The organism is Tropicimonas sp. IMCC34043 (assembly GCF_003390845.1).
Classification (GTDB): domain Bacteria; phylum Pseudomonadota; class Alphaproteobacteria; order Rhodobacterales; family Rhodobacteraceae; genus Tropicimonas.
Genome location: NZ_QMEK01000002.1, coordinates 482325 through 508281 on the forward strand (window position 1 = coordinate 482325; position 25957 = coordinate 508281).

30 protein-coding genes and 1 tRNA gene are annotated in these 25957 nt (G+C 66.6%); 10 read left to right on the top strand and 21 right to left on the bottom strand.

Going from position 1 to position 25957, the window contains the following annotated elements; translation table 11 throughout:
• Positions 1-18: 18 nt before the first annotated feature.
• The gene (locus DQG17_RS12035) at positions 19-1347 is read right to left on the bottom strand and encodes a transcription antitermination factor NusB (protein WP_116133073.1); all 1329 of its coding nucleotides are present in this window, start codon (positions 1345-1347) and stop codon (positions 19-21) included.
• A 72-nt stretch (positions 1348-1419) separates the two neighbouring features.
• Here DQG17_RS12035 and DQG17_RS12040 point away from each other — a divergent pair, with 72 nt between their 5' ends.
• Positions 1420-1617 carry a DUF1674 domain-containing protein gene (locus tag DQG17_RS12040; RefSeq protein WP_116133074.1) on the top strand — a complete coding sequence of 66 codons (198 nt, stop codon included), beginning with the start codon at positions 1420-1422 and terminating at the stop codon, positions 1615-1617.
• Positions 1618-1649: 32 nt separating this feature from the next.
• On the opposite strand, the gene dapB is transcribed toward DQG17_RS12040, so the two are convergent.
• Positions 1650-2459, bottom strand: coding sequence for a 4-hydroxy-tetrahydrodipicolinate reductase (gene dapB / locus DQG17_RS12045; protein WP_116133075.1), 810 nt, complete (start codon positions 2457-2459; stop codon positions 1650-1652).
• 96 nt (positions 2460-2555) lie between these two features.
• Here dapB and rbfA point away from each other — a divergent pair, with 96 nt between their 5' ends.
• Together rbfA and DQG17_RS12055 are read left to right on the top strand one after the other, a co-directional pair.
• On the top strand, positions 2556-2975 hold the full coding sequence (gene rbfA / locus DQG17_RS12050; RefSeq protein ID WP_116133076.1) for a 30S ribosome-binding factor RbfA: 420 nt from the start codon (positions 2556-2558) through the stop codon (positions 2973-2975).
• Complete coding sequence (locus DQG17_RS12055) at positions 2965-3729, top strand: phosphodiester glycosidase family protein (protein WP_232829414.1); 765 nt, start codon at positions 2965-2967, stop codon at positions 3727-3729. Before rbfA ends, DQG17_RS12055 begins: the two co-directional genes overlap by 11 nt.
• A gap of 165 nt (positions 3730-3894) precedes the next feature.
• Here DQG17_RS12055 and pnp read toward each other — a convergent pair whose 3' ends face one another.
• The 4 genes from pnp to truB all read right to left on the bottom strand — a co-directional run bounded on the left by pnp (position 3895) and on the right by truB (position 8332).
• Positions 3895-6045, bottom strand: coding sequence for a polyribonucleotide nucleotidyltransferase (gene pnp, locus DQG17_RS12060; RefSeq protein ID WP_116133078.1), 2151 nt, complete (start codon positions 6043-6045; stop codon positions 3895-3897).
• 407 nt (positions 6046-6452) lie between these two features.
• Entirely contained in the window at positions 6453-6722 is a 270-nt protein-coding gene (gene rpsO, locus DQG17_RS12065) for a 30S ribosomal protein S15 (RefSeq protein ID WP_116133079.1), read from the bottom strand.
• 168 nt (positions 6723-6890) lie between these two features.
• Positions 6891-7403 (bottom strand): DUF1643 domain-containing protein, encoded by a 513-nt coding sequence (locus tag DQG17_RS12070; RefSeq protein WP_116133080.1) that lies wholly within the window; start codon positions 7401-7403, stop codon positions 6891-6893.
• An 8-nt stretch (positions 7404-7411) separates the two neighbouring features.
• Positions 7412-8332, bottom strand: coding sequence for a tRNA pseudouridine(55) synthase TruB (gene truB, locus DQG17_RS12075; protein ID WP_116133081.1), 921 nt, complete (start codon positions 8330-8332; stop codon positions 7412-7414).
• Between the two features lie 222 nt (positions 8333-8554).
• Between truB and DQG17_RS12080 the strand changes: the two genes are divergently transcribed.
• Together DQG17_RS12080 and DQG17_RS12085 are read left to right on the top strand one after the other, a co-directional pair.
• Positions 8555-8899: a DUF2794 domain-containing protein gene (locus DQG17_RS12080; RefSeq protein ID WP_116133082.1), complete on the top strand. Its 345-nt coding sequence runs from the start codon at positions 8555-8557 to the stop codon at positions 8897-8899.
• A gap of 120 nt (positions 8900-9019) precedes the next feature.
• On the top strand, positions 9020-9727 hold the full coding sequence (locus DQG17_RS12085) for a Crp/Fnr family transcriptional regulator (protein WP_157973599.1): 708 nt from the start codon (positions 9020-9022) through the stop codon (positions 9725-9727).
• Between the two features lie 21 nt (positions 9728-9748).
• Here the strand turns inward: DQG17_RS12085 and DQG17_RS12090 are convergent, their stop codons facing one another.
• A complete protein-coding gene (locus DQG17_RS12090; RefSeq protein WP_116133084.1) occupies positions 9749-10312 on the bottom strand; it encodes a DUF1523 family protein in 564 nt (187 codons plus the stop codon).
• Positions 10313-10322: 10 nt separating this feature from the next.
• Entirely contained in the window at positions 10323-10589 is a 267-nt protein-coding gene (locus tag DQG17_RS12095) for a hypothetical protein (protein WP_116133085.1), read from the bottom strand.
• 293 nt (positions 10590-10882) lie between these two features.
• Here DQG17_RS12095 and DQG17_RS21685 point away from each other — a divergent pair, with 293 nt between their 5' ends.
• Positions 10883-11059: a hypothetical protein gene (locus DQG17_RS21685; RefSeq protein WP_157973600.1), complete on the top strand. Its 177-nt coding sequence runs from the start codon at positions 10883-10885 to the stop codon at positions 11057-11059.
• Positions 11060-11125: 66 nt separating this feature from the next.
• Here the strand turns inward: DQG17_RS21685 and idi are convergent, their stop codons facing one another.
• Positions 11126-11659 (bottom strand): isopentenyl-diphosphate delta-isomerase, encoded by a 534-nt coding sequence (gene idi, locus DQG17_RS12100; RefSeq protein WP_116133086.1) that lies wholly within the window; start codon positions 11657-11659, stop codon positions 11126-11128.
• A gap of 400 nt (positions 11660-12059) precedes the next feature.
• On the opposite strand from idi, the gene DQG17_RS12105 reads away from it, so the two are divergent.
• A complete protein-coding gene (locus DQG17_RS12105; protein ID WP_116133183.1) occupies positions 12060-12497 on the top strand; it encodes a cytochrome c family protein in 438 nt (145 codons plus the stop codon).
• Positions 12498-12657: 160 nt separating this feature from the next.
• On the opposite strand, the gene DQG17_RS12110 is transcribed toward DQG17_RS12105, so the two are convergent.
• Complete coding sequence (locus DQG17_RS12110) at positions 12658-13131, bottom strand: HIT family protein (protein ID WP_157973601.1); 474 nt, start codon at positions 13129-13131, stop codon at positions 12658-12660.
• A 197-nt stretch (positions 13132-13328) separates the two neighbouring features.
• Here DQG17_RS12110 and DQG17_RS12115 point away from each other — a divergent pair, with 197 nt between their 5' ends.
• A complete protein-coding gene (locus DQG17_RS12115) occupies positions 13329-14804 on the top strand; it encodes an ABC transporter substrate-binding protein (protein ID WP_116133088.1) in 1476 nt (491 codons plus the stop codon).
• A 73-nt stretch (positions 14805-14877) separates the two neighbouring features.
• Here the strand turns inward: DQG17_RS12115 and DQG17_RS12120 are convergent, their stop codons facing one another.
• From DQG17_RS12120 to DQG17_RS12135, 4 genes are all read right to left on the bottom strand, one after another.
• Positions 14878-16185 carry a short-chain fatty acid transporter gene (locus tag DQG17_RS12120; RefSeq protein WP_116133089.1) on the bottom strand — a complete coding sequence of 436 codons (1308 nt, stop codon included), beginning with the start codon at positions 16183-16185 and terminating at the stop codon, positions 14878-14880.
• A gap of 260 nt (positions 16186-16445) precedes the next feature.
• Complete coding sequence (locus tag DQG17_RS12125; protein WP_116133090.1) at positions 16446-17237, bottom strand: metal ABC transporter permease; 792 nt, start codon at positions 17235-17237, stop codon at positions 16446-16448.
• Positions 17237-18004, bottom strand: coding sequence for a metal ABC transporter ATP-binding protein (locus DQG17_RS12130; RefSeq protein WP_116133091.1), 768 nt, complete (start codon positions 18002-18004; stop codon positions 17237-17239). Before DQG17_RS12130 ends, DQG17_RS12125 begins: the two co-directional genes overlap by 1 nt.
• The gene (locus DQG17_RS12135; RefSeq protein ID WP_116133092.1) at positions 18001-18504 is read right to left on the bottom strand and encodes a Fur family transcriptional regulator; all 504 of its coding nucleotides are present in this window, start codon (positions 18502-18504) and stop codon (positions 18001-18003) included. The genes DQG17_RS12130 and DQG17_RS12135 overlap by 4 nt, the downstream gene beginning before the upstream one ends.
• A 77-nt stretch (positions 18505-18581) precedes the next feature.
• Here DQG17_RS12135 and DQG17_RS12140 point away from each other — a divergent pair, with 77 nt between their 5' ends.
• A complete protein-coding gene (locus DQG17_RS12140; RefSeq protein WP_116133093.1) occupies positions 18582-19535 on the top strand; it encodes a zinc ABC transporter substrate-binding protein in 954 nt (317 codons plus the stop codon).
• A gap of 86 nt (positions 19536-19621) precedes the next feature.
• Here DQG17_RS12140 and DQG17_RS12145 read toward each other — a convergent pair whose 3' ends face one another.
• From DQG17_RS12145 to DQG17_RS12170, 6 genes are read right to left on the bottom strand one after another with little or no spacing between them, the layout of a single operon-like run.
• Entirely contained in the window at positions 19622-20557 is a 936-nt protein-coding gene (locus DQG17_RS12145) for an AEC family transporter (protein WP_116133094.1), read from the bottom strand.
• A gap of 3 nt (positions 20558-20560) precedes the next feature.
• Positions 20561-21358, bottom strand: coding sequence for an MBL fold metallo-hydrolase (locus DQG17_RS12150; RefSeq protein WP_116133095.1), 798 nt, complete (start codon positions 21356-21358; stop codon positions 20561-20563).
• Entirely contained in the window at positions 21358-22161 is an 804-nt protein-coding gene (locus DQG17_RS12155) for a TatD family hydrolase (protein ID WP_116133096.1), read from the bottom strand. The genes DQG17_RS12150 and DQG17_RS12155 overlap by 1 nt, the downstream gene beginning before the upstream one ends.
• Before the next feature lie 17 nt (positions 22162-22178).
• On the bottom strand, positions 22179-23318 hold the full coding sequence (locus tag DQG17_RS12160) for a DNA polymerase III subunit delta' (protein ID WP_116133097.1): 1140 nt from the start codon (positions 23316-23318) through the stop codon (positions 22179-22181).
• Positions 23315-23986 (bottom strand): dTMP kinase, encoded by a 672-nt coding sequence (gene tmk, locus DQG17_RS12165; protein WP_116133098.1) that lies wholly within the window; start codon positions 23984-23986, stop codon positions 23315-23317. Before tmk ends, DQG17_RS12160 begins: the two co-directional genes overlap by 4 nt.
• Positions 23986-25137, bottom strand: a complete 1152-nt coding sequence (locus tag DQG17_RS12170; RefSeq protein WP_116133184.1) for a D-alanyl-D-alanine carboxypeptidase family protein — start codon at positions 25135-25137, stop codon at positions 23986-23988. Before DQG17_RS12170 ends, tmk begins: the two co-directional genes overlap by 1 nt.
• A gap of 177 nt (positions 25138-25314) precedes the next feature.
• On the opposite strand from DQG17_RS12170, the gene DQG17_RS12180 reads away from it, so the two are divergent.
• A tRNA-Ser gene (locus DQG17_RS12180) sits at positions 25315-25404 on the top strand.
• Positions 25405-25540: 136 nt separating this feature from the next.
• On the opposite strand, the gene DQG17_RS12185 is transcribed toward DQG17_RS12180, so the two are convergent.
• Positions 25541-25828: a thermonuclease family protein gene (locus DQG17_RS12185; protein ID WP_116133100.1), complete on the bottom strand. Its 288-nt coding sequence runs from the start codon at positions 25826-25828 to the stop codon at positions 25541-25543.
• Positions 25829-25957 lie beyond the last annotated feature (129 nt).

Sequence of the window (25957 nt, forward strand, 5' to 3'; positions counted from 1 at the left end):
GCTGCGCCGATGCCGGTGTCAGGCCTTGCGCAGCGCCGCGACGAAAAATCCATCGAGGCCACCTCGGTCGGCCCACATCTCGGGGGTGGTCCGCAGCGCCGCCGGGCCTGCGTGCCAATCGCGCGGCATCCCGGACACTGCGGCAAGCGCGCCCTCGTCCGGGGTCAGCTCCGGGTGACGACCGAGTGCTGCCGAAAGTTGCGCCTCGCCCTCATCGGGCAACAGCGAGCAGGTGCAGAACACCAGCCGCCCGCCCGGCGCCAGCATCTCGACCGCCCGGTCGATCAGTGCCGCCTGCAGCGCCACCAGCGGCTTGATGCTGGCCGAGTCCTTGACGAAGGGCAGATCGGGGTGGCGCCGGATCGTGCCGGTCGCCGAACAGGGCGCGTCGAGAAGAATGGCGTCAAAGGGCGCCTCGGGGTGCCAGTCGAGCGCATCGGCGACGACGACCTCGGCCGAAAGTCCGGTGCGCGCGAGGTTCTCGCGCAGCCGCACCAGCCGCGCCTCGGAGATGTCGAGCGCTGTTACCGCGGCCCCGGCGGCGGCAAGTTGCAGGGTCTTGCCGCCGGGTGCCGCACAAAGGTCGAGCACCCGTTGCCCCGGTTGCGGTGCCAGCAGCCGTGCCGGCAGGGCAGCCGCTGCATCCTGCACCCACCAGGCTCCCTCGGCATAGCCTGGCAGGGTCGAGATCTGCCCCGGCGCAGCCAGCCTGAGCGAGCCTGTGGGCAATGCCTCGGCGCCAAGCCGTTCGGCCCAATCCCCGTCCGTGGCGCGCATAGTCAGATCGAGCGGCGGGGCGGCCTCGAACACCGCCTCCATCCGCGCCACCCGTGCATTGCCCCAGGCTGCCCCGAGCCGGCCGCGCAGCCAGCCCGGCAGGCGTTGCGGATGGGCAGCGAGCCAGCCTTCCGGGCCCGCATCCGCAAGCCGTCGCAGCACCGCGTTGACCATCGCCGCAGCGCCGGGCTGCTGGCGTCTGGCAAGCGTGACCGCGGCATTGACCACACCGTGGGCCGCCGCGCCCTCGCCCAGCATCTCGACCGCGGCAAGCCGCAGCAGCGCCCGGATCGGCGGCTTCGGCGCACGTTGCAGGAAGGGTTTCAGGGCCGCGTCGGCGCGTCCGGCGTGGCGCAGGGTGGTGCGGGCCAGCCGGCCGGCGCGGGCGCGCACCTCGGGCGGGGCATCGGCGAAATGGGGGTGGGATTCCATCTCGGACAGCATCATGCCGTCCTCCCATGCTCCCATGAGCAGGTCGAGCGCCAGTTGCCGCGCGGCCAGCCCCGGGGCCTCGCCACCGGAGTTCCCGCCGGCCGTGCCCTTGTTGCCGCTCTGCGCCCGCTCGCCCATGCGACGGCCCTTTCCATTGCCTCGAACCCGCCTCGCGTATATCACGCCCGGGTCAGCGACAAGGATGGAACGATGTCAGAGACGACCGAACCGCCCCGCCCCGATCTGCCCGCCGCCGCACAACGCGCGCTGGCCGAAGCGGCCGAACGCCGGGCAAAGGCCGAGGCCGAAGCCAAGGCGATGCCCGTGGAACTGGGCGGCCGGCGCGAGGGGCTGGAGCCGGTGCGATACGGCGATTACGAGAAAAAGGGCCTGGCGATCGATTTCTGAGACCGCCGGGGCAGGGCCGAAGGCCGCCTGCCTCAGACCCCCAGCACGTCCATCATGGAATAGTGCCCGGGCTGCTTGTCCTGCCCCCAGAGCACGGCGCGCAGCGCACCGCGGGCAAAGATCGCCCGGTCGGTCGCCACATGGCGCAGCACCAGTCGCTCGCCCGCCCCGGCAAAGATCACGTCGTGTTCGCCCACGATGTCGCCGCCGCGGATCGCCGAAAAGCCGATCGTGCCGGGCGCGCGGGCGCCGGTGATGCCGTCGCGGGCGGCGACATAGGCTTCGCGAAGCTCGACCCCGCGCCCCTCGGCCGCCGCCTCGCCCAGCATCAGCGCGGTGCCCGAGGGCGCATCGACCTTGTGGCGGTGATGCGCCTCGACGATCTCGATGTCGAAATCCTCGCCAAGGGCGGCGGCGACCTGCCGGGTCAGCCGGGTCAGCAGGTTGACGCCGAGGCTCATGTTGCCGGCCCGCACGATGACCGCATGACGCGCGGCGGCATCGAGCTTTTTCAGATCCTCGTCCGACAGCCCCGTGGTGCCGATCACATGCACCGCACGTGCCTGCGCCGCGATCACCGACAGCGCCACGGTTGCCGCGGGCGTGGTGAAATCGATCACCCCCTGGGCGCCGGCCATCGCCTCGAGCGCGTCGTCGGTGACGATGACGCCGGCAGGTTGCCCGCCCATGGCGGTACCGATGTCCTTGCCGACCCAGTCGCCGCCCGGGCGTTCCACCGCGCCGACCAGCCGCAGCCCCGGATGCGCGCGGACCTCGCGCACCAGCATCTGACCCATCCGGCCCGATGCACCCATCACCACGATCCCCGGTGTCTCGCTCATATCAGCCTCCTGCTTCCGCCGGGACGGTGTAGCCGAGCCTGCGTCGGCAGGCAAAGCCCGCTTGCACCGGAAGCCTGCCGGGCCTAGTTGGAAGGCATGGCTAAGAACAAGCTTCATACCGGGCAAGGCCCCTCGCAGCGGCAGCTTCGCGTTGGCGAACTGATCCGCCGCCGTCTGGCGGAAGTGCTGGCGCGTGGCGACGTGCACGACCCGGAACTGAACCGGATGTCGATCACCGTCGGCGAGGTGCGCGCCACGCCTGATCTCAGGAACGCAGTCGCCTATGTCATGCCGCTTGGCGGCAGACAGGCGGCCGAGGCGCTCGAGGCGCTCAACCGCAACCGGGTCGAACTGCGCCGGGTGGTGGTCAAGGGACTGGCGCTGAAATTTGCGCCGGAGCTTCGCTTCGAGCTCGACGATACGTTCGACCGGATCGACGATACCCGCCGCATGTTCGATCAGGAGACGGTCCAGCGCGACATTGCCGCCCGGCATGAGGACGACGATGAGGCCTGAGAGGTTCGGCCGCGCCGTATTTGGCGCCGGTCTGCTGATTGCCGGCGTGCTGCCGTTGGCGGCCGCTGCAGCCCCCGACTGCCGCACCATGAGCTATGAGGACAATGGCTATACCGTCTGCACGCTCCGGGCGGACCGGGACGAGATCCGGCTGTTTCACAGCGACGCTGCGGGCAACCTCTATGGCGGATTCAGCGCGATCGAGGCGGATCTGGCGCGGCAGGGCAAGACGCTGACCTTTGCAATGAATGCCGGAATGTACCACGGCGATCGCCGGCCGGTCGGGCTCTATCTGGAGAACGGGCAGAAAAGCGGGCCGCTGGTGACACGCGACGGGCCGGGCAATTTTGGGCTCTTGCCGAACGGGATCTTCTGTATCCAGACGGATCGCGCCAGGGTGATCGAGAGCCGGGCCTATGCCGCCAACCTGCCCGAGTGCCGCTATGCCACCCAGTCCGGGCCGATGCTGGTGATCGATGGCAAGCTTCACCCGAGGTTCCTGCCCGACAGCGACAGTCTTTTTGTCCGCAACGGTGTCGGGGTCGAGGCCGATGGCGTGACGGTCGATTTCGTGATCTCGGACAACCGGGTCAATTTCGACAGCTTCGGACGGTTCTTTCGCGACGTTCTGAAGACCCCGAACGCGCTTTATTTCGACGGCAAGGTCTCGCGCATTCATGCGCCGTCGATGGGACGGTCGGATACCGGGTTTCCGCTCGGCCCGATCGTCGGGTCGGTGGCGCCGGCCGAATAGCCGGGCCTGACGCCGGCGGCCGAGTTGGCCCGGCATCCACACAGCAGAAATGAAGTGGCGACAGGCGGGCGGCCGCGACCATGGCCGGCACCCGGCAACGTAAAAAGGCCCCGGGGAGATACCTCGGGGCCCTTCTGTTCGTACCGTCCCGGGGGATCGGCGTGATTATTCGGCGGTCTCGGCGGCTTCGGCCGCTTCCGGCGTCATTTCCTTGCCGGTGGCCTGATCGACAACCTTCATCGACAGCCGCACCTTGCCGCGGTCGTCAAAGCCCAGCAGCTTGACCCAGACCTCCTGGCCCTCTTGCAGGGCGTCCGAGGGGTGGTTCAGCCGCTTGCCGAGGATCTGGCTGACGTGCACCAGGCCATCGCGCTTGCCGAAGAAGTTCACGAAGGCGCCGAAATCGACGATCTTCACGACCTTTCCCTTGTAGATCTTGCCTTCCTCGGGCTCGGCCACGATCGAATAGATCATGTCATAGGCCTTCTGGATGGCTTCGGCATTGGCCGAGGCGATCTTGATCACACCGTCGTCGTTGATGTCGACCTTGGCGCCGGAGGTCTCCACGATCTCGCGGATGACCTTGCCGCCCGAGCCGATCACTTCACGGATCTTGTCGGTGGGGATCTGCATGGTTTCGATCCGCGGCGCATGCGCCGAGAATTCCTGACGGCCGGCGGTCAGCGCCTTGGCCATCTCGCCCAGGATGTGCATCCGGCCGTCCTTGGCCTGTGCCAGCGCCTGTTTCATGATCTCGGGCGTGATGCCCGCGACCTTGATGTCCATCTGCAGCGACGTGATGCCGGCTTCGGTGCCTGCAACCTTGAAGTCCATGTCGCCCAGGTGATCCTCGTCGCCGAGGATGTCGGTCAGCACCGCCCAGGAGCCGTCGTCCTCGAGCACGAGGCCCATGGCGACGCCAGCGACGGGGGCCTTCAGCGGAACGCCCGCATCCATCATCGACAGCGAGCCGCCACAGACCGAAGCCATGGAGGACGAGCCGTTCGATTCGGTGATCTCCGACACGACGCGGATGGTATAGGGGAAGTCGGTCGGTGCCGGCAGAACTGCCTGCAGGGCGCGCCAGGCAAGCTTGCCATGGCCGATCTCACGACGACCCGGGGACCCGACGCGGCCAACCTCGCCAACCGAATAGGGCGGGAAGTTGTAATGCAGCAGGAAGTTCGAACGGGAATTGCCGTGCAGCGCATCGACGATCTGTTCGTCTTCGCCGGTGCCAAGCGTGGTCACGACCAGCGCCTGGGTCTCGCCGCGGGTGAACAGGGCCGAGCCGTGGGTCCGGGGCAGCAGGCCGACTTCGGAGCTGATCGGGCGCACGGTGGTCGTGTTGCGACCGTCGATCCGCTTGCCGTTCTTCACCACGTCGCCGCGCAGGATCGAGGATTCGAGCTTCTTGAAGGCGGTCCCGAGGTTCGCATCCGCCCGCTGTTCTTCGGTCAGGGCGGCGGTGATCTTCTCGCGCACGGCAGCGACGGTATTGGTCCGCTCCTGCTTGTCGAGGATCGCATAGGCGGCGCGCATGTCGTCTTCGCCGGCGGCCTTCACCGCGGCGTAAAGTTCGGAATAATCCGGCGCCGTGAAGTTGAAGGGTTCCTTGGCGGTCTCTTCGGCCAGCGAGATGATCAGGTCGATCACCGGCTGGATCTGTTCGTGGGCAAAGACCACGGCACCCAGCATCTCGTCTTCCGACAGCTCGTAGGCTTCGGATTCGACCATCATCACCGCGTCCTTGGTGCCGGCAACCACCAGGTCAAGCCGTTGGTCGGGCTTGGTGCGCAGATGGTCCATGTCGGCGACGTCGGGGTTCAGCACATAGGCGCCATTCGCAAAGCCGACGCGCGCGGCAGCGATCGGGCCCATGAACGGCACGCCCGAGATCGTCAGCGCGGCCGATGCCGCGATCATCGCGACGATGTCGGGATCGTTGACGAGGTCATGGCTGAGCACGGTGCACATCACGAGCACTTCGTGCTTGAAGCCCTTGACGAACAGCGGGCGGATCGGACGGTCGATCAGGCGCGCAGTCAGCGTCTCTTTTTCCGAGGGACGGGCTTCGCGTTTGAAAAAGCCACCGGGCACCTTGCCAGCGGCATAGTATTTTTCCTGGTAATGGACGGTCAGCGGGAAGAAATCCTGTCCCGGCTTGGGTTCCTTGGCGAAGGTCACGTTGGCCATGACCGAGGTTTCGCCCAAGGTCGCGATGACTGTGCCGTCAGCCTGGCGGGCAATCTTGCCGGTTTCCAGAGTGAGCGTTTCATCGCCCCACTGCATGGATTTTCTTACTTCATTGAACATCTAGCGTATCCTGACTGGGAGCCCTCCCGGGCGCATCCCGGGTCTCCCGTTTGAATGGCGGCCCCATTGCCGCAGACCCCTTTTATCCATTTCGAGCGCCGGGGTCAGAGCGCAGCGTCTCAGATGAAAGGGCCTTACACGGTTCCGGACTGTTTGAAAACCGGGTTTCCCCTGCGATAGCGGGACCGTGTAAGGCCCGGAAACGGCCCATGAGGCGGGATCCGGGCGGGGCGATGAGGGGGGATGTTCCGGCGCGGCGGGCCAAAGCCAGGGCGGGCCTGTCGCCGGTTTGTCGGAGGGTGCCGCGCGTGACGCGGTGAGGGCAGGTGGTGGCAGTCACCGGGCGACCCGGTCGCGACCTTCCCGAAAGCAAAGACGCGCCACCGGGGCGCGTCTTTCTTGGCGGATCAGCGGCGGATGCCGAGGCGTTCGATGAGGCTGCGATAGCGCGCCTCGTCCTTGCGCTTGAGATAGTCGAGCAGCTTGCGCCGCAGGGCGACGAGCTTCAACAGTCCACGGCGGGAATGGTTATCCTTGGTGTGGATCTTGAAGTGATCGGTCAGGGTGTTGATACGCGAGGTGAGGATCGCAACCTGGACTTCCGGCGAGCCGGTGTCGCCTTCCTTGGTCGCATATTCCTGAAGCACGCGGGCTTTCTCTTCGACGGTAATCGACATCGGGGTCTCCTTGTGGATCAAAAGGGTTCATGGCGCAGGCCGGGATGTCGTCCAGCGAGGCCCGTGGAGAAGAAACCGCGCCCCATTCAGGCCGCGGATGAGCGCATATAGGGGAACGAGCCGGGAAACGAAAGGGGTTTTCGAGTCCCTGCGCGGCACCGCCAAAGCTCAGCGATGGCGCCATGGGACCGGGGCGACGGCATATCCCACGTAAAGCGGATGGCGGGGCAGGCCCGCCTGCGTCGTGCCAAGGCACAGCAGTGGCCGGTTGCTGGCGCCAAGCAGCGCCGCGACCTCGGCGTCACGGCCGCGGTGGGCGCCGTGCACGCCCCAGGCGCACAGCACGGCATCGGCCCAGATGGCGGCATCGCGCAGGGCGGCGTCGTTGTCGGGGCCAACCGGCGCGCTTGCCGCGCGCAGATCGCGCGGATCGGTGGCACGCAGGGCAAAGAGGTTGCAGGCCCGGAGACCGCCATAGCCGAGCGCGCGGGCCCGGCGTTCGCAGCGTTCGATGGTGGGGTCGTTGCGTTCCTCGGTCGCGGTCGAGGGGTTGAGCATGACATAGAGCAGCCGCGGCGCGTCGGGCGCCCAGACCCGCGTCAGGGCATAGCGATAGGCGCCGCAGTCCGAATAGACCGCCGTCGAGACGGCATCGCCCCTGACGTGGCGCCGGGTGATCACCGCAGCGCTCAGTCCTCGTCGGGCAGGTTGAAGACCCGCGCGGGGTGCAATTCGCCCGCGCGATAGATGCCGATCGCGACCGGTTTGCCACGCCAGGCGGCCCAGGCGGTGTCGCCGTATTCGACATCCGTGGCCGACAGGACCAGCCCCGGATTGCCGTTCCTCAGCCGCACGGCACCTTCGGCCGAACAGGGCAGGCAGGGCAGGTCCGTCAGGCCGTCTTCAAGCGGGCGCAGATGGGCGTCAAGCTCGGGCGTCCGGGCCTGAGCCTCGAGCGTGTCCCAGTCGAGTGCATCTTCGGTGTCGAAGGGTCCCGACCAGATCCGGCGCAGGACGGTGACATGCGCGTGGCAGCCAAGCGCCTCGCCAAGGTCGCGGGCGATCGAGCGGACATAGCCGCCCTTGCCGCAGACCATCTCAAGCTCGGCATGGTCGGGATCGGGGCGCGCGACCAGTTCGAGGCTTTCGACGAAAAGCGCGCGCGCGGACAGATCGAAGTCCTCGTCGTCGCGGGCCAGCGCATAGGCGCGTTCGCCATCGACCTTCACGGCCGAGAATTTCGGCGGCACCTGCTGGATGTCGCCGCTGAAACCCGGCAGGGCGGCGGTGATTTCGGCATCCGTCGGGCGCAGGTCGCTTGTCGCGATCACCTCGCCCTCGGCGTCGTCGGTGTTGGTGGCCTGACCGAAGCGGATGGTGAAGCGATAGGCCTTCAGCGCGTCGGTGACATAGGGAATGGTCTTGGTCGCCTCGCCAAGGGCCACGGCAAGCAACCCGGTCGCCGTCGGGTCGAGCGTGCCGGCATGGCCTGCCTTGCGCGCCTCGAAGGCCCAGCGGACCTTGTTGACCACGGCGGTCGAGGTTGGCCCGGCGGGCTTGTCGATGATGACCCAGCCGGAAATGTCGCGTCCCTTGCGCCGTCGCGCCATGTCAGTTCCCCTTGCCCGTGAGCCCGGCCGAGTAGCCCGCGCCGCCCGCTGCGTCAATGCGGTGCGCCCGCCCGCTGCGGTGGCGACCGGTTCCGTGCAAGGGTCCGAACGACGCATCCTGGCGGCAACACCTGCCGGAAATTCGGTCGCCGTGCGCCCTGCGGCCCCCGAAGTCGATTTGCGAGGCTTGATTTGGCATCGGGCGACCCGCAGACTTGTAACATGAACATGCAGACCCCGACCCCGATTGGAAGCTATCGTCTGCCGGATCAGGTGGCCTTCGACCGCAGTGAAATGAGTCTCATCCTGACGCTTTATGGCCGGATGGTCGCCGCCGGGGAATGGCGCGACTATGGCATTTCCTGCCTGCGCGAGGTGGCGGTCTTCTCGATCTTCCGCAGGACCGCCGAGACCCCGCTTTACCGGATCGAGAAGCGCCCGAAACTGCGGCAGAAGCAGGGGCTCTATTCGGTGATCGGCATGGATGGCCAGATCCTGAAGCGCGGACATGACCTGAAGGCGGTGCTGCGCGTGCTGGAGCGCAAGCTGATCCGCCCTGTCGAGTGACGACCTGACGAAGGACTTGCGCCCGGGCCCTGACGCGCCGGTTCCCGGCCGTCACGCATGGTTCCGGGTAATCGCCACACTCCGTGGCATCCTCGCCGGCAGCCTTGGGGAGGATGCACCATGGAACTCACGCTGACCTCCGCCATGTCTGGCGGCGCCATGGTCGGGCACCTGTCCTATCTGCTGCTCGTGGTCTCGATGATGATGCAGTCGATGCTCTGGCTTCGGCTGCTGGTGATACTGTCGTCCTTGCTTGCCATCGCCTACGAGGCGGTCTGGCTGCACGATCCGGTCGGGCTGTTCTGGGAAAGCGCGCTGGTCGTCGTCAACCTGCTGCAGATCGCGCGGCTCTGGTACCGGTCCCGCGTGGCGCGGTTCCTGCCCGAAGACCGGCTGCTGGCAGAAACGGTGCTGCAGATCCGCGATCCTGCACTGGCGCGCAGCCTGCTCGACGGTGGTTTCTGGACCGATCTGCCGGAGGGTTCGGAGCTTGTGCATCAGGGCCAGCCGCCCTCGCACCTGACATTTCTGGCCAGCGGCGCAGCCGGGGTTCGGCGCGACGGCGCAACTCTGGCCGAGGTAGGCCCCGGCGCCTTTGTCGGCGAGATGTCGATCTTCGATCCCGAGGGTATGGCCTCGGCCACCGTGGTGGTCAGCCGGCCGGTGCGCTGCTGGCGGATCTCGTTCGAGCGGCTGCGCCACTGGCAGCGCGCGCAGCCCGACCTTTCCGCGGCAATCGAGGCGGGGCTCGCCCGCGACATGCGCCAGAAGATCGTGGCCGGCAATGCCCGGATGACCGCTGCGCAGGACGGGTCGGCGGCGGGCTGACCCGCGCGCCGGCCCGTCAGGTCATTCGTCGTCGAGCAGCGGGTCGATGCGGCGGGCGCGGAACTTGCGCCAGCGCGACCAGATCGCCAGCCAGATGCAGCCGAGGATCACCAGCAGCGTGATGGCGATCCAGGGGATCACCCGCACATCGGGTCCGGCAACCGGCGTCACGCTGATTGCGTTCGGATAAACGCTGAGGAACGGAAGCCGCCAGCCGTATTTCTTGACCGCCACCCATTTCTCGTCGTTTCCGGTCGACTTGTTGTCGGCGGCGATCGACTGCAGGCTCGAGGTGTCGAACTTGAAATAGGGCGGCCAGCCCCAGCCGGTATCCTCGTTGCGATAGACCATCGGCTTGCCGTTCGCCTTCACGGCCGAGATGAACTGAACGTCATAGCCGTCCGTCGTCGTGGCGTCGCCGGTGTTCGAATGGGCCCAGAAGATCGAATTGTCGCCCGGATGCACGCGCTGCACATAGGTGTCCGTGATCCGCACCACATCGTTGCGTGGCAGCGTGTACCACAGGAAGGCCGCGACGAGTGTCCAGACAATGATCCGGAACGTCCACTTTATGATTTCCCACATGGCTCGGTCCTCAATGGTAATTGGTCAGATAGATGATGCCGCCGATCAGCACGAACGGGATGACATAGACGCCGAGGATCAGTTTGCGGCGTAGCGAGTGATGATACGCCTCCATGCCCTCGTCGATGAAGCGCGCGCGGTCGCCGTGGCGGATTTCCTCGTCCCATTCACGCTCCAGCTTGTCGCGGCGCAGGCGGCGGGAATGGATCGACAACCCGATATAGACCCCGGTCATCGCGACGAACAGGATCAACAGCAACTTTCCCAGTGTCGCCATCGGCACCTCCCAGCTGCCGCGGACGGTTGCGGCGTGACAGACAGGTGATACCCCGGTTCGCGGGCCGGCGCGACAGTGTATTGTCGGCCTGTCTTCCTTGCCGCATGTGCCGTTTGTGTCGTGCGGCAGCGACCTGGCCCGCCCGAAATGGATCCCGCCCGGCCAGTCGCAAGTGGGACCCAACGTGACCGACGTCAAGGTGGACAGCGCGCCCGCGATAGCCCTAGGTTTGATCCAACGTTCCGCCCCCGATCTGCCCGAACCCCGATCTGCCCGAACCGGAGACACGCTCCATGGTCCCTTTGCGCCTGACGATCCTTCTTGGTCCGCTCGTGCTGGCCGCCGCCGCCTGCCAGCCGACCGCGCCTACAGCCACGAATGCCGCCACACCCGTGGCCGAGGGCGCCGATCTGGTCGGCGCCAAGGCCGAGACCGACATCGATGCCAGCGCACTGATGGCGCCGCAATAGGCTGTCAGGCTTCGGGGTCCGTCGGTCGGTGACGATGCGCGATGGCTTGACCCGGCATCGGGCGTCTCAGGGCCGCATCAGCGTGCCGAAGATCCGGTCCTTGTGCTCGCCCAGATAGATGCGCAGCCAGGGGGTGAAGCGTTCGGGCCGCCGCGCCACCTCGGCGGTCAGGTCATAGAACCCCACCCATTCCACCTGCGCCACTTCCGCGGGATTCGGCGTGACCTGCATCTTGCGCTCGGCCAGCGCCATGAAGATGTCGACCACCTCGTGTTCGATCATGCCGTCGCCGACATCGGCGCGGTATTCGAGCCGGTCGCGATGGGCGGGATAAAGGCCGGTGATCCCCAGTTCCTCGCGCAGCCGGCGCACGGCGCAGTCGGCGGCCGGTTCAAGCCAGCGGGGATGGGTGCAGCAGGTGTTCGACCACAGCCCCGCGCTGTGGTATTTTCCGGCGGCGCGGCGTTGCAGCAGCACGTTCTCGCCATCCATGACAAAGACCGACACCGCCTTGTGCCGCAGGCCCCGACGATGAACGTCGAGCTTGTCGATCGGCTGGAGGGTCCCGTCGACCCAGGCGGGGATCATGTCTTCGGTCATGGACCTGTGCTCGGCACGGCGGTTCGGTGCCGGATGGATGGTGCGGTAGAACGGACGCGGCACCGCGCGCTGACGCTGCCTGACCTAGCGACCACTATGCAGCCGCGCTTCGGCGTTTCACCTCGACATGGTGCCACAGGGTGCCCTTGAGGGCCCGCGATGCCCTGCCCGTGCGCAAATGTCCCAAGGCCGCCCGTCTGCTGGCGGCTGCCGGGGCACAGCCTGCGGCGGGCGGTCGCGACGGGGCGACATGCCTCGGCGTCTTGTACCTTGGAACGATTGAATGCGCCGCATCCTTCGTTAGGGTGGGTCGGGGAAAGACGTTCACAAGCCAATCGGCAGAAACCAGCGGGACCAAAGGTGCCCGTGTCCAGCCATGACCGAAAGCGAGGAAATCCCCATGATCCGATCCCTGACCGCCACCGCCACCGCCATCCTGACCGGCCTGCTGGCCGTTCCTGCCGCAGCCCAGGACGTCGACGCCGGCGCCGAGGTGTTCAAGAAGCAATGCGCAACCTGCCATGTCGTCGTGAACCCCGATGGCGAGACGCTCGCCGGGCGCAAGGCAAGAACCGGCCCCAACCTTTATGGCGTGATCGGCGGGCCCGCCGCGCAGGTCGAAGGCTTCCGCTATGGCGACGGGATCCAGAAGGCGGCCGAAATGGAACTGGTCTGGAACGAGGAGAACCTCGCCGCCTATTTGCAGGACACCAGCGGGTTCCTCGAAACCTTCACCGGCGACGATTCCGTGCGCTCGAAGATGTCCTGGAAGGTCAAGAAGGAAGAGGACGCCGCCAATGTCCATGCCTTCCTGATCTCGCTCAACCCCCCCGAGTGATCGGGCAACAGGCCGATTTAGAGGGGGCCGTCCGTCAGGGGCGGCCCCTTTATCTTGTCGATGTGAGGCGGGGTTTCGCTTGCGTATCGCGCCGCCCGTTGTGGCAGCGAGGAGCCCTTGGCTCACACGGCAGCCAGGCGGGATGTGGCCCGAAGGTCGCCTAGTCGTTCAGTTTGCGCCTCAAGCGGTTTGCAATCTGCTCAAGATCTTCACGCGGGAGCGGAGGAAACTCCGCGCTCTGGAAGGACGTCATGCCATTTGGCAACTTCTCTTCCACGATTTCGCCCCGGATCATGCTGTCGTTCAGTGCGTCGCCGTCGCGATGCGGGGCAAGATGCACGTGAAGATGGGGAACGCCGTCTCCGAAGATATAGACGTAGACAACATCGGCCCCGGTCGTCGATCTCAGGGCCTCGGAACATCTTGCCATCGCGGTGCCGAAGCTGGCCGCCTCGGCCCCGTCGAGGGCATGGATGTGCGAAATGTGACGTTTGGGTTCGAGATAGGCGAATTCCATGACCTCGGATGACAGCGCCACTGTCAGACGCCAATGATCGTCCTGCCAGACCTCAATTCGATCAAGCTCGGCATCGGCGTTCCGGCCGCGGCACAGGATACAGTCGGGGTTCTCCATCATTCCCATCTTAGAGCCTGAGCAGGGATCCGGATTCAACCGCCTGCGGCGTGGAGAATGGCAATTCCGCGCCGCCTTCCGGGCCTCCCACCCTGCCGGACAGGCAGGGACCGGGCCGGAATTCGACTTACCAACCACGGTCGCTTGCCGCTAACGTGGGGCGCAGGATCACGTGAGATCACCAAGGGAGCCCCGCCATGTTCACCCGTCTCATCCCCACTGCTGCCGCCCTGCTGGGGCTTGCCGTCTCTGGTGCGCTGGCCGCGCAGGACAGCGTCTCGCTTGGCATCGCGCTCGAGCCGCCCAACCTCGATCCGACGGGCGGGGCGGCGGCGGCGATTGACGAGATCGTCTATTCCAATGTCTTCGAGGGCCTGACCCGCTTTGCCCCGGACGGCAGTATCGTGCCGGGGCTTGCGTCCAGCTGGGATGTGTCCGGGGACGGCCGAACCTATACCTTCCATCTGCGCAAGGGCGTGACATTCCACGACGGCACCGCGATGGATGGCGCGGACGTCAAGTTCTCGCTCGACCGTGCCCGCGCGCCCGACTCGACCAATGCCCAGAAGGCATTGTTCGCGGGCATCGAAAGCGTCGAGGTGCCCGATCCGCTGACCGTCGTGGTCACGCTCGCCCGCCCCGATGGTGCGTTCCCGTTCAAGATGGCCTGGGGCGACGCGGTGATCCTGGCGCCCGAGACCGCCGCGCAGGCCGCGACCCATCCCGTCGGCACCGGACCTTTCGTGTTCTCGCGCTGGGCGCAGGGCGACCGGGTCGAGCTTGACCGCAACGACGCCTATTGGGGCACGGAACCGGCGCTGGCCCACGCGAGCTTCCGCTTCATCTCGGATCCGAACGCGGCGATGGCGGCGATGATGTCGGGCGAGATCGACGCCTTTCCGCGCTTTCCCGCCTTCGAGACCCTCGCCGTGTTCGAAAGCAACCCGATGTTCCGCGTCACCGAGGGCTCGACCGAAGGCGAGACGATCCTTGCCATGAACAACGCCCGGCCGCCGCTCGACGACATCCGCGTGCGCGAGGCAATCGCCCATGCGATCAACCGTCAGGAACTGATCGATGGCGCCATGGGCGGCTATGGCACCCCCATCGGCAGCCATTTTGCCCCGCACAACCCGGATTACGAGGATCTGACGGCGCTGTCTGCCTATGACCCCGAATTGTCGAAGACGCTGCTGGCCGAGGCCGGGCAGAGCGACCTGAAGCTGCGCCTTGCCCTGCCGCCCCCGGTCTATGCCCGCCGCGGCGGCGAGATCGTGGCGGCCGAGCTGCGCGCGGTGGGGATCGAGACCGAGATCACCAACATGGAATGGGCGCAGTGGCTGGAACAGGTGTTCAAGGGCAAGGATTTCGATCTGACCATCATCAGCCATACCGAACCTGCCGACATCAACATCTATGCCCGGCCGGACTATTACTTTCAGTATGACAACCCGGCCTTCCGGGATCTGATGGACCGGCTCGACGCCACCAGCGATCCGGCCGAACGCTCGGCTTTGCTGAAGCAGGCGCAGGAAACTATCGCGAAGGACTACGTCAACGGCTTCCTGTTTCAGCTTCCCCGGGTCTCGGTCGCCAAGGCCGGGCTGGAAGGTCTGTGGGTCGACGAACCGACCCAGGCCAACGACCTGACCGGGGCGCACTGGGCCGACTAGGCGCAGGCCGGGAGGTCGAGGAGGATAGGGTCGGCCCCTCGCGCCGGATGCGCGGGGGCCGGCCCGGTAGCGGTCAGAGGAAGGTCAGCCCGATCGTGATCAGGATGCCGCTGACAAACAGCTGGACCACGCAAAAGCCCATGATGTCCTTGGCGCGCAGCCCGGCAATGCCAAGCAGCGGCAGCGCCCAGAACGGCTGGATCATGTTGGTCCAGGCATCGCCCCAGGCCACGGCCATCGCCGCACGGGCCTGATCGACGCCAAGTTCTGCGGCCGCAGGCAGGATCACCGGCGCCTGCACAGCCCATTGCCCGCCACCCGAGGGGACAAAGAAGTTGACGATGCCGGCGCTGAGGAAGGTCCAGAACGGGAAGCTGCGTTCGGTGGCGAACGAAACCATCCCGTCCGAGATCGAGGCGGCAAGGCCAGATCCGACCATGATGGCCATGATACCGGCATAGAACGGAAACTGGATCACGATCCCTGCCGCGCCTTTCACGCCCTGCTGCAGGCTCAGCAGCAGATGACGCGGCGAGCCGTGCAGCAGAATCGCGAGCGTCAGGAACAGGAAGTTGACGACATCGAGCGTCAGCCCGCCGCCTGCCAGGAAATGGGTCACCAGCCAGACCGCGGCGGCAGCGCCGATGATCCAGGACAGGATCGGGCTCATCTCGATCCGGTCGGAGGGCGTTTCGGGCGCGCCGGCGTCGATGATGTCGTCGTCAAGCTTGGCGCGGTCGACATAGATGCTGTCGGCCGCAGACGGCAGCATCATCCGGTTGACCAGCGGCACCGCGATGAACAGCGACGCGACGATGGCAAGGTTGAACGGCGCGAAGATCGTCTGGGAGGTGCCGATCACACCCATCTGGGCGGCAAAGGGGTGGCCTTCGGTCGCGATCGCGAGCGGAATGGATCCAGCCAGACCGCCGTGCCAGACGAGAAAGCCCGAATACGCCGAGGCGATCAGCAGCCGGTAGTCGACCTCGATCTTGCGGGCCAGTTCCTTGGCAAACAGCGCGCCGACGATCAGCCCGAAGCCCCAGTTGATCCAGCTTGCACCGAGCGAGACCACGGAAACCAGAAGGATCGCGCCTCTCGGCGTCGAGGCATAGCCGGCAAGACGGCTCAGGATGCGGCGGACCAGCGGCGTGCTGGCCATCATGTAGCCGGCAACCAGAACAAAGACCATCTGCATGGAGAACTGGAGCAGCTTCCAGAATCCGTCTCCCCACATCTGCACCACGGCAAGGGGCGAGGTTCCCTCGAAGATCACAGCCGATCCCATGACGACGATGGTCAGGAAAAGGACCAGTACGTAAGGATCGGGCAAGTACCGTTCGACCAGCTGGACGAGCGGTTTTGTCAATGGAGCGAGCATTGTTGTCTCTCTTTCGTTGTCGAGAATCGGCCCGTTGCAAGGACGGGTCTGCGGATCACCCGGCAGGTTCGTTCGGGTAGTCGGCGCGACCTTTGCATGGCGCTGACTTGCGCGGCAACGGAACACAGAGTCGCGAGGTCTGTGACATGATCGACGTGAAGGGCTGTCGCCGCCAAGGGCGACGACGTGGCAGGGAGGTGCGAACCGGTCCCGGAAAAATCATTTGAAGACATTGGTTTGGGCCTGATCGGCGGCCATCTCTACCGCTTCCGGCGGCCGCCGATCAGGACCGAGATCAGGAACAGGCAGGTCGCCACGCAAACGATGGTCGGACCCGTCGGCGTGTCAAAGCGGAAGGACGCGGCAAGCCCGCCAAGGGCCGCAAGGCTGCCAAGCGCGCCCGCCGCGATCGCCATGGACTCGGGCGTGCGTGCAAGGCTGCGTGCGGTGGCTGCCGGGATCACCAGCAGCGCCGCGATCAGCAGCACGCCGACGACCTTGATCGCCACGGCGACGGTCAGGGCAAGCGCGAGTGTGAGCGCCGCCTGATCGCGCCGCGGGTCAAGCCCGCTGGCAATCGCAAGGTCGGGCGCCACAGTTCCGGTCAGCAGCGCCGACCAGCGCCACGAGATCAGCGCGATCACCACCCCCGCGCCGGCCCAGATCACCATCAGATCGCTGCGGGTCACGGCAAGGATGTCACCGAACAGGTATGCCGACAGATCCGATCGCACCCCGGGCAGGAACGAGACCGCAACAAGCCCGAAGGCCAATGCCGAATGGGCCAACACGCCGAGAAGCGTGTCGGCCGCAAAACCGCGACCGCCGAGCGAACTGACCGTCACCCCCATGGCCAGTGCCGCCAGCAGAACGCCCGGAAAGGTTGGCACGTCGAGCGCCAACGCCAGCGCGATCCCCAGCATTGCCGCATGGGCGGTGGCGTCGCCGAAATAGGCCATCCGCCGCCAGACCACGAAACAGCCAAGCGGGGCGGCCGCAAGCGCCGTGCCGACGCCTGCGAGGGCGGCGCGAAGAAGGAAGTCGTCGAACATCAGATTGCGTGGTCCTCAACGGGCGCATGTTCCTGCGGATGGTCGTGATCGTGCCCGTGGTCGTGGGTGTGGCGGTAGAGCGCCAGCGCACCCTGTGTTCCGGTGCCGAACAGCGCCCGGTATTCGGGGGCCGAGGCCACGACCTCGGGCGTGCCCGAACAACAGACATGGCCATTGAGGCAGATCACCCGGTCCGAGGCGCTCATCACCACGTGCAACTCGTGGCTGACCATCAGCACCGCACAGCCCATTTCCCGCCGGATCTCTGCGATCCGAAGGTAAAAGGCAGCCGATCCGCGCTGGTCGAGCCCCTGCGTCGGCTCGTCGAGCATCAGGATATCCGGGTTTTCAAGCAACGCGCGCGCCAGCAGCACGCGCTGGAACTGGCCACCCGACAGCGCCGACATCTGCCGCTGCGCAAGGTCCGGCAGGCCGGCATGGTGCAGCGCATCGGCGATCTGCGCGGCCGGGTGGCGGCGTGGAAGGCCAAGAAACCGGGTCACGGTGATCGGCAGCGTCGGGTCTATGTGCAGCTTCTGGGGAACATAGCCGATGTGCAGCCCGGGCGCCCGGGTCAGGGTGCCGGAATCGGGCCTGATCGCCCCGATCAACGTGCGCAGCAGGGTCGACTTCCCCGACCCGTTGGGGCCGACGATGGTGACGATCTCGCCGCGGCAGATGTCGAGGTCGACGTCGTGCAGCACCTGCAGCGCGCCGTGCCGCACGTTGACGCCGCGCGCGGACAGGATCGGATCTGTCGATGTCATTCGCTGTCGCTTTGCCGGCAGGCGGCGCAGCGGCCTTCGGCCTCGACCAGCACACGCTCGACCTCGAAGCCCGAGGCAGCGGCGGCCGAGACCAGTTGCGCGCGGGCCGGAAGCGCGACGGTTTCCGCGACCCGGTTGCAGGACCGGCAGATCAGGAAGGCGGGAATGTGATCCTCGCCCGGATGATTGCAGGCGACGAAGGCGTTCAGCCGTTCGACCCGGTGGGCAAAGCCGTTGGCGACAAGGAAGTCGAGCGCGCGATAGGCCGCCGGCGGCTGTGCACCAAGCCCCTCGGCCTGCAGCCGCTCCAGCACCTCGTAGGCGCCCATCGCCCGATGCCGTTCCAGCAGGATCTCGAGCGCCCGCCGCCGCACGGGAGTAAAGCGCAACCCTTCATAAAGACAGCGCGCCTCGGCCGCCGCCAACGCGTCCTCGACACAATGGCTATGGTCGTGTCGGGCAAAGCCGACAGGTTCGGTGGGGTGGCGCTGCGGTTCCATCTCGCGTCCATTTTCAACTTGCGGTGTTATAACATATCATTTAGACGGCCCTCAGCAAGATCGAAAGGACCTTCAGGATGCGACAGTCTATCCCCACACTCGCGCTGACCGCAATGCTGAGCGCGTCGGCTGCGTTTGCCGAGGTGCCCAAGGTGGCAACCGACATCGCGCCGGTGCAGTCGCTGGCAGCTCAGGTTATGGCCGGGCTTGGGGCGCCGGAGCTGATCCTGCCGCCGGGGGCCTCGCCGCATGGCTATTCCATGCGCCCGTCCGAAGCGCGGTCGCTGGCCGACGCCGATCTGGTGTTCTGGGTCGGCGAGGCGCTGACCCCCTGGCTGGAAAAGCCGCTGGAAAGCCTTGCCGGCAATGCCGAGGTGGTGGAACTGGCCGAGGTCCCGGGCGTGACGCAACTGAGCTTTCGCGAGGGCGCGGCCTTTGCACCGCACGATCACGACGCGGAGGAAGAGCACGTTGGCGATCAAGAGCCGCCAGACGAGGAGGGCCACGCCCATTCCCATCACGGTCTCGATCCGCATATGTGGCTTGACCCTGACAACGCGAAGGCGTGGCTGATGGCGATGGCCGAGGCGCTGGCAGCGGCCGATCCCGACAACGCCGCCACTTATCGTGCCAATGCTGCCGCGGCGGTCGAACGGCTTGGCGCCGAGCAGGCGCAGCTTGCGGCCGAGCTTGCGCCGGTGCAGGGGATGCGCTTCATCCTGTTTCACGACGCGTTCCAGTATTTCGAACATCGCTTTGGGCTGACGGCGGCGGGCGCGATTTCGCTCGGCGATGCCGTCGACCCCGGCGCTGCACGGGTCACGGCGATCCGCGATCTGGTGCGGGACGAAGACATCGCCTGCGTCGCCGCCGAACCGCAGTTCAGCCCGGCACTGGTCGCGACCGTGACCGAAGGCACCGGGGCCAAGACCACGGTGCTGGACCCGATCGGGGTCGGCCTGAACCCGGGGCCCGAGATGTACGGCACGCTGCTGCAGAACCTGGCGCAGGGGTTTCTGGCCTGCCGGTGACCGCGCGCGGGATCGGATCACGCCGGGCGGGGGCGCTGCCCCCGTCGCGGCAATGGCAGGCCCGTCGCAATGGCAGGCCCGTCGCGCTATGGCAGAATTTGCAGCCAGCCCCAGCTGGTCAGGATCGTTGCTGCGGTACCGACCAGCACGGCCGAGGCCGCGACGCGTTTGGCCACCCCATACATGTTGGCAAAGACATAGGCATTGACCCCCGGCGCCATCGCCGCGGTGATCACCGCCGATCGCAGCGCCGGCTCGGGCAGGGCAAAGGAGCGGCCCAGCAGGTATGTGATTGTCGGATGCAGGATCAACGAGACCGCAACGATGAAGGCGATGGTGCGCAGATCGCCCTCGGGACGATAATAGTAGAGCACGCCGCCAAGCCCGAACAGCGCCGCAGGCAGCCCCGCCCGACCGATCAGATCGAGCGCATCGGTCAGCACCAGCGGCAGCTGTAAACCGGTCAGGTTGACCGCAAGCCCCGACAGCACGCCAAGGATCAGCGCGTTGCGGAACATCGCCCGCAGCACCATGCGCGGCAGGGTGCGCGCCGAGCTGCCGGTTTCACGCGCGCGCACGATCTCCATCGCGGTGATGCCGAGCGTGTAGCAGAACGGCGAATGGATCGCGATGATGGCATAGTTCGCGCCAAGCGCATCCGCCCCATAGGCGCGTTCGGTGATCGGCAGGCCGAGCAGAAGCGAGTTCGAGAACAGCCCGCAAAAACCGATGGCGACGCTGTCCTGCCAGGGCCGCCCGAACACATACCGCGCACCGAACAGCCCGACGAAAAACCCGGTTGTGGCCCCGATATAGAAGCTGGACAGCAGCGGCAGGTTGAAGTTGCTGCCCAGATCGAGGGTCGAGATGCCGCGAAACAGCAGCGCGGGAATGGCGAAGCTCTGGGTGAACTTCATCAGCCCGTCGACACCATCGCTGCCGAAAAACTTGCGCCAGACTGCCGCGTATCCAAATCCGATGACCAGGAAGACCGGGAGAATGATGGAAATCAGATCGCCCATCGATCAGAGGTCGTAGCGGATTGTCAGCCCGTCATAGGCCGGTTCGACATGGGCCGGGGTCTCGTCCAGCACGGTCTGATAATCCATGTCGATATGAAGGTTGGTGACATAGGCGCGGCGCGGCGCGGCCCGCCCGATCCAGCCGAGCGTTCGCGCAAGATGCGCGTGGCTCGGGTGGGGGGCATAGCGCAGCGCGTCGACGATCCAGCAGTCGAGACCCTCGAGCGCGGGCCAGGCGGTGTCGGGGATCTCGTTGACGTCAGGCATGTAGGCCAGATCGCCGATGCGGAACCCGAGCGCGTCGATGTTGCCATGATGCACCCGGATCGGGGTCAGCGTGATCGGGCCGGCCGCGCCGTCGATGGTAAAGGGGCCGTCGATTGTTCGCATGTCGAGGATCGGCGGATAATCCGAGCCCTCGGGTTGGACAAAGACATAGCCGAAGCTCGAAATCAGCTTGTCCTGGGTCACCGCATCGGCCCAGATCGGCAGCCTGTGGCGCAGGGTGAAGACGATCATCCTGAGGTCGTCGATGCCATGGGTGTGGTCGGCGTGCCCGTGGGTATAGGCGACGGCATCGACCACGCCCACGTCGGCGGCCAGCAACTGGTAGCGCAGGTCGGGCGAGGTGTCGATCAGCACCCGCGTCACCGCCTTGCCATCGATCCGTTCGACCAGCAGCGAACAGCGGTGGCGGGCGTTGCGCGGGTTTTCGGGATCGCAGGCGCCCCAGACACGGCCGACCCGCGGCACCCCGCCGGAAGAACCGCAGCCAAGGACGGTGAAGCGAAGTTCGGCCATCAAGCAGCCCTTGCCCAGGCGGCGGCCTTGGAAAACAGGCGGTCGAAATTGGCCGAGGTGCGGGCCGCGAAATCGGCATAATCGAGCCCGAAAAGCTCGGCGCCGACCTTTGCGGTCAGGGCCGAATAGGCGGGCTCGTTGCGCCGTCCGCGGTGCGGCGGCGGCGCCAGATAGGGCGAGTCCGTCTCGACAAGGATCCGGTCGAGCGGGGCCGCGGCAAAGATATCGCGCAGGTCTTTCGAGCGCGGGAAGGCCGAGATGCCCGACATCGACAGGTAAAATCCCAGATCGAGCGCCGTCTGCGCCAGGTCCGGCCCCGAACTGAAGCAATGCAGGACGCAGTCATAGGGCCCGGCTGCGTGTTCCTCGGACAGGATCCGGGCCATGTCGTCGTCGGCGTCGCGGGAATGGATGATCAGCGGCAGTCCGGTCTGTCGGCAGGCCTCGATATGAACGCGCAGGCTGTCTTGCTGCATCGCCGCACTTTCGACGGTGTAGTGATAGTCGAGCCCGGTTTCGCCAATGCCGACGAGTTTCGGATGCCGGGCCAGTGCGACCAGTTGCTCGACCGTAGCCATCGGTTCCTCGGCGACGCTCATCGGGTGGGTGCCGGCGGCATAGAAGACCGGCGCATGCGCCTCGGCAATGGCGCGGACCCGGGGTTCGTTCTTCAGCTTGGTGCAGATCGTGACCATACGGGTCACCCCGGCGGCGTTGGCGCGGGCGATCACGTCCGGCAGTTCGCCCTCGAAATCAGGGAAATCCAGATGGCAATGGCTGTCGACGATCTGAGGTTGGGGCATGGCGGTGGTCCGGATGATCAGGCGGGAGCGGTCACGGTGCCGTCGGCGCCCGCATCGAGTCTGAGGATCGTATCGAGCAGCAGCGCGGCGGGGTCAAGGTTGACGGCCATTCCATGGCGCAGGCGTGCATCCAGTTCCTGCGACAGGGTTGCCCAGCGGCGGGCAGCCCCCGCGTCGGGGCAGAGCCGTGCCAGCACCGCGGCCTCGCCCGGCGCAGCCTCGGGCATGGGCGGGCCGGACAGCCCGGCCCGCGCAAGCCGCGACAGGAACAATGCCAGAAGTTCCGCGATCTGATCCATCAGTTCGGACTTTCCAGGCCCGGCGGCCCGGTTCGCAAAGGCGATGGCCGCGGGGCGGTCGACCCCCGGCGCGGTCGAAAACAGCCTGACGAGATCGGCATAGAGCGCGAGCCCGTCCGATTGCAGCAGCCGAAACGCCGTGCCGGCCGAACCCGCGGCAAGGGCCGAGACCGGGCCGGTATCGTCCGGCATCGGGGCGCCGGCCTGCGACAGCGCCGCGGCAAGGTCGTCGGGGGTCAGCGGGGCGCAGCGCAGGACGCGGCAGCGCGAGCGGATCGTCGGCAAAAGGCGCGAGGGCTGATGGCTGATCAGCAGAAGATGGGCGCGGGCAGGGGGCTCTTCCAGAAGTTTCAGAACCGCGTTCGCGGCACTCGGGTTCATCTCGTCGGCGGCATCGATGATCACCACACGCCGCCCGCCGTCCGCGGACGACAGCGCGAAAAACCCCTTGAGCCTGCGCGCCTCGTCGACGGTGATTTCCTGACGCAGCCGCTTTGCCTTGGCGTCCCAGGGCCGGCGCAGCAGGAACAGGCGCGGTTCGGACAGCGCCAGCAACCGCCGCGCGACCGGATCGTCGGGCGGAATGTCGAGGCTGTCGGGGCCCGCGGGTGCCCCGAAAAGACCCGCACCCTCGTCCACAGGGGTGGCCAGAAGGAACCGCGCCAGCCGCCACGCAAGCGTCGCCTTGCCGATGCCGCGCGGCCCGGTGATCAGCCAGGCATGGTGGATGCGCTCTGCCCGCACCGCATCGAGAAATCCGGCCTCGGCCGCGGACTGGCCAAAGACCCGCGCCGCGCTGCGCGGGTGCGGGGCGCCATCCAGCCGGTCGGGCTCGGGGATGTCGTCTGCGTCGCTCACCGCGCCGCGCCGGGACCAAGGGCGGGTTCGGGCAGCCGGCTGCGGGCCTGCGCCAGAACCTCGGCCGCCACGGACTCGGCCGGCCGGTTGCCGTCGATCACGATGCAACGTTCGGGATGGGCGGCGGCGATCTGCAGGAACCCCTCGCGCATCCGGCGTTGCAGCGTTTCGCCGAAATCCTCGAACCGTTCCTCGGCGGTGCGGCGGCCCTTGGCGCGCGCCAGCCCCTCGGCCGGGTCCATGTCGATCACGAAGGTCAGGTCGGGTTCGGTGCCGATCATCAGCGCATGCAACTGATCGACCAGATCGCGCAGATCGCCGCGGCTGACGCCCTGATACAGCCGCGTGCTGTCGGCGAAACGGTCCGATATTACCACCTTGCCAGCGTCCAGCGCCGGCCAGACCCGCTTTTCCAGATGGTCGCGACGGGCGGCGGTGAACAGCAGGATCTCGGTCTCGGGCGACCAGCGGTCGGGATTGCCCTGCAGAACCAGCGCCCGGATCTCCTCGGCGCCGGGCGATCCGCCGGGCTCGCGGGTCAGCACCACGTCGTGACCCTGCGCGGTCAGCGCATCGGCCAGCAGCCGGGCCTGGGTCGACTTGCCCGACCCGTCGATCCCTTCGAAGGTGATGAAGCTGCCGCGGCCTTTGGCAGGCGCCGCCGGCATCAGAGCCCCGCCGCCTGGCCTGTTACCTCGGCAAGCAGGGTCATGGCGGCGGTGCGTACCCGCGGCAGGAACCCGCCCTTGGCGACCGCGGTCGCAGCCGTCAGCGGCAGTTCCTGACGCTCGAGGTCGGGCAGGTCGACGATCAGCGTGCCGATCTGCTGGCCTTCGGCAATGGGGGCGCGCAGCGGCGTCTCATAGGTGATCTCGGCCTCGATCCCGCCGCGCACGACGGCCGGCACCAGCAGCGAGATATCCTCGGGCGCGATCATGGCCACGCTGCGCTGCGAGCCCATCCAGACCGGCACTTCGGCCAGCCGCGTGCCCTTGGTCACCACGGTCTTCTGGACGAACTGGCGGAACGCCCAGTTGACGACGCTTTCGGCCTCTTCGGCGCGGGCGGCATCGTCGGGCAGGCCCGAGATCACGAAGATGATCCGCCGGTCGCCCTGCACCGCCGAGCCGACAAGGCCATAGCCCGCCTGCGAGGTATGTCCGGTCTTCAGCCCGTCGGCGCCGATCCCGAGGTGGAGCAGAGGATTGCGGTTATTGTGGTTCGAGGGCACGCGGCCGTCGAAGGCGAAGGTCTTGATCGAGAAATAGTGATAATACTCCGGGAATTCCTCGATCATCCGCCGCGCCAGCAGCCCGAGGTCCTCCATGCTCATCTTCTGGTTCGGGTCGGGCCAGCCGCTGGCATTGGCAAACGAGGAATTGCGCAGCCCGATGGCCTTTGCACGCTCGTTCATCAGCTTGGCAAAGCCTTCCTCGGTGCCGGCGAGGCCCTCGGCCACCACGACGCAGGCGTCGTTGCCGGACTGCACGATGATCCCCTGGATCAGTTCCTCGACCGTCGGGCGGTCCTTTGTGGTCAGGAACATCGACGATCCGCCCATGCTGACCGCCTTGGCCGAGACCGAAAACCGGGTGTCAAGCGTCACGCGACCGTCGCGCAGTGCCTCGAACAGCATGTCGAGCGTCATCAGCTTCGACATCGAGGCCGGCGGCAGCGGGGTCTGGGCATTCTTCGACAGCAGCACGGTGCCGGTGGTCTCGTCATAGACCCAGGCGGCGGTGGCCCTGGTTTCGAAGGCGGCTTGCGCCGGAACGACGAACCCGAGGGCCAGAATCAGGATGAGGGAAAACAAGCGCATCATGGCCGAAGTCCTAGCGTGCGGATCCGTCGGGGTACAGTGGATCGGGATGTCAGAGGCAGCGGTCCCCTTTGTCGGCAGCTTAGCCGTGGCGGCGCCCGGGGAAAAGAGCCAGACGACGTCCGCGCAGCATGGGTTCCAGAATCACCACAACCGGTCTATGCGACGTCTCCGGTCGGAGGCGTGGCAGAGCGGTTGAATGCACCGGTCTTGAAAACCGGCGTACGTGAAAGCGTACCGTGGGTTCGAATCCCACCGCCTCCGCCATCATCTCAATCTATAACCATGATATTGCATAAAAAAATCCCTTTGGGGCGAATTTATTCCCCCACTACTTCCCCCAATGCGTTCTGGAAGGCCCCGGAATTTGTCGGAACAAGCTGGCCGGAACGGCCTGCTGCGTTCAGCGATAAGCCCGCCTCCATCCTGCGGTCACGGCTTCCGATTCGGAGCAGAACCACCGCTCTCCCTTCTCGGTCGAGATGCGGGTGCGGTCGTAGCGGTTATGGTCGCGGGGTTCACAGACCAGCTTCCTTGCGGCCATGAGGCCTGTCAGTGTCTGGCCAGCCCATCGGCCGCAGGCCCCGGGTGAGCCGTCCGCGCGCTTGCAGACCTGTTCCTTCTCGGGCGCGTCGATGCCATGGAGCCGGATCCGCGTGTCCGCGATGTCGAGTGTGTCGCCGTCGATCACGCGAGCGCTGCCCGACACGGCACCGAAGCTCCAGTCTTGATGAGGTGTTCCAGATGGGGGTGGGACGCTGCATCCGATCACGATCGCCGCGGGCAGAAGGGAGAAGGATCGTGCCATGCCGCCGATAGG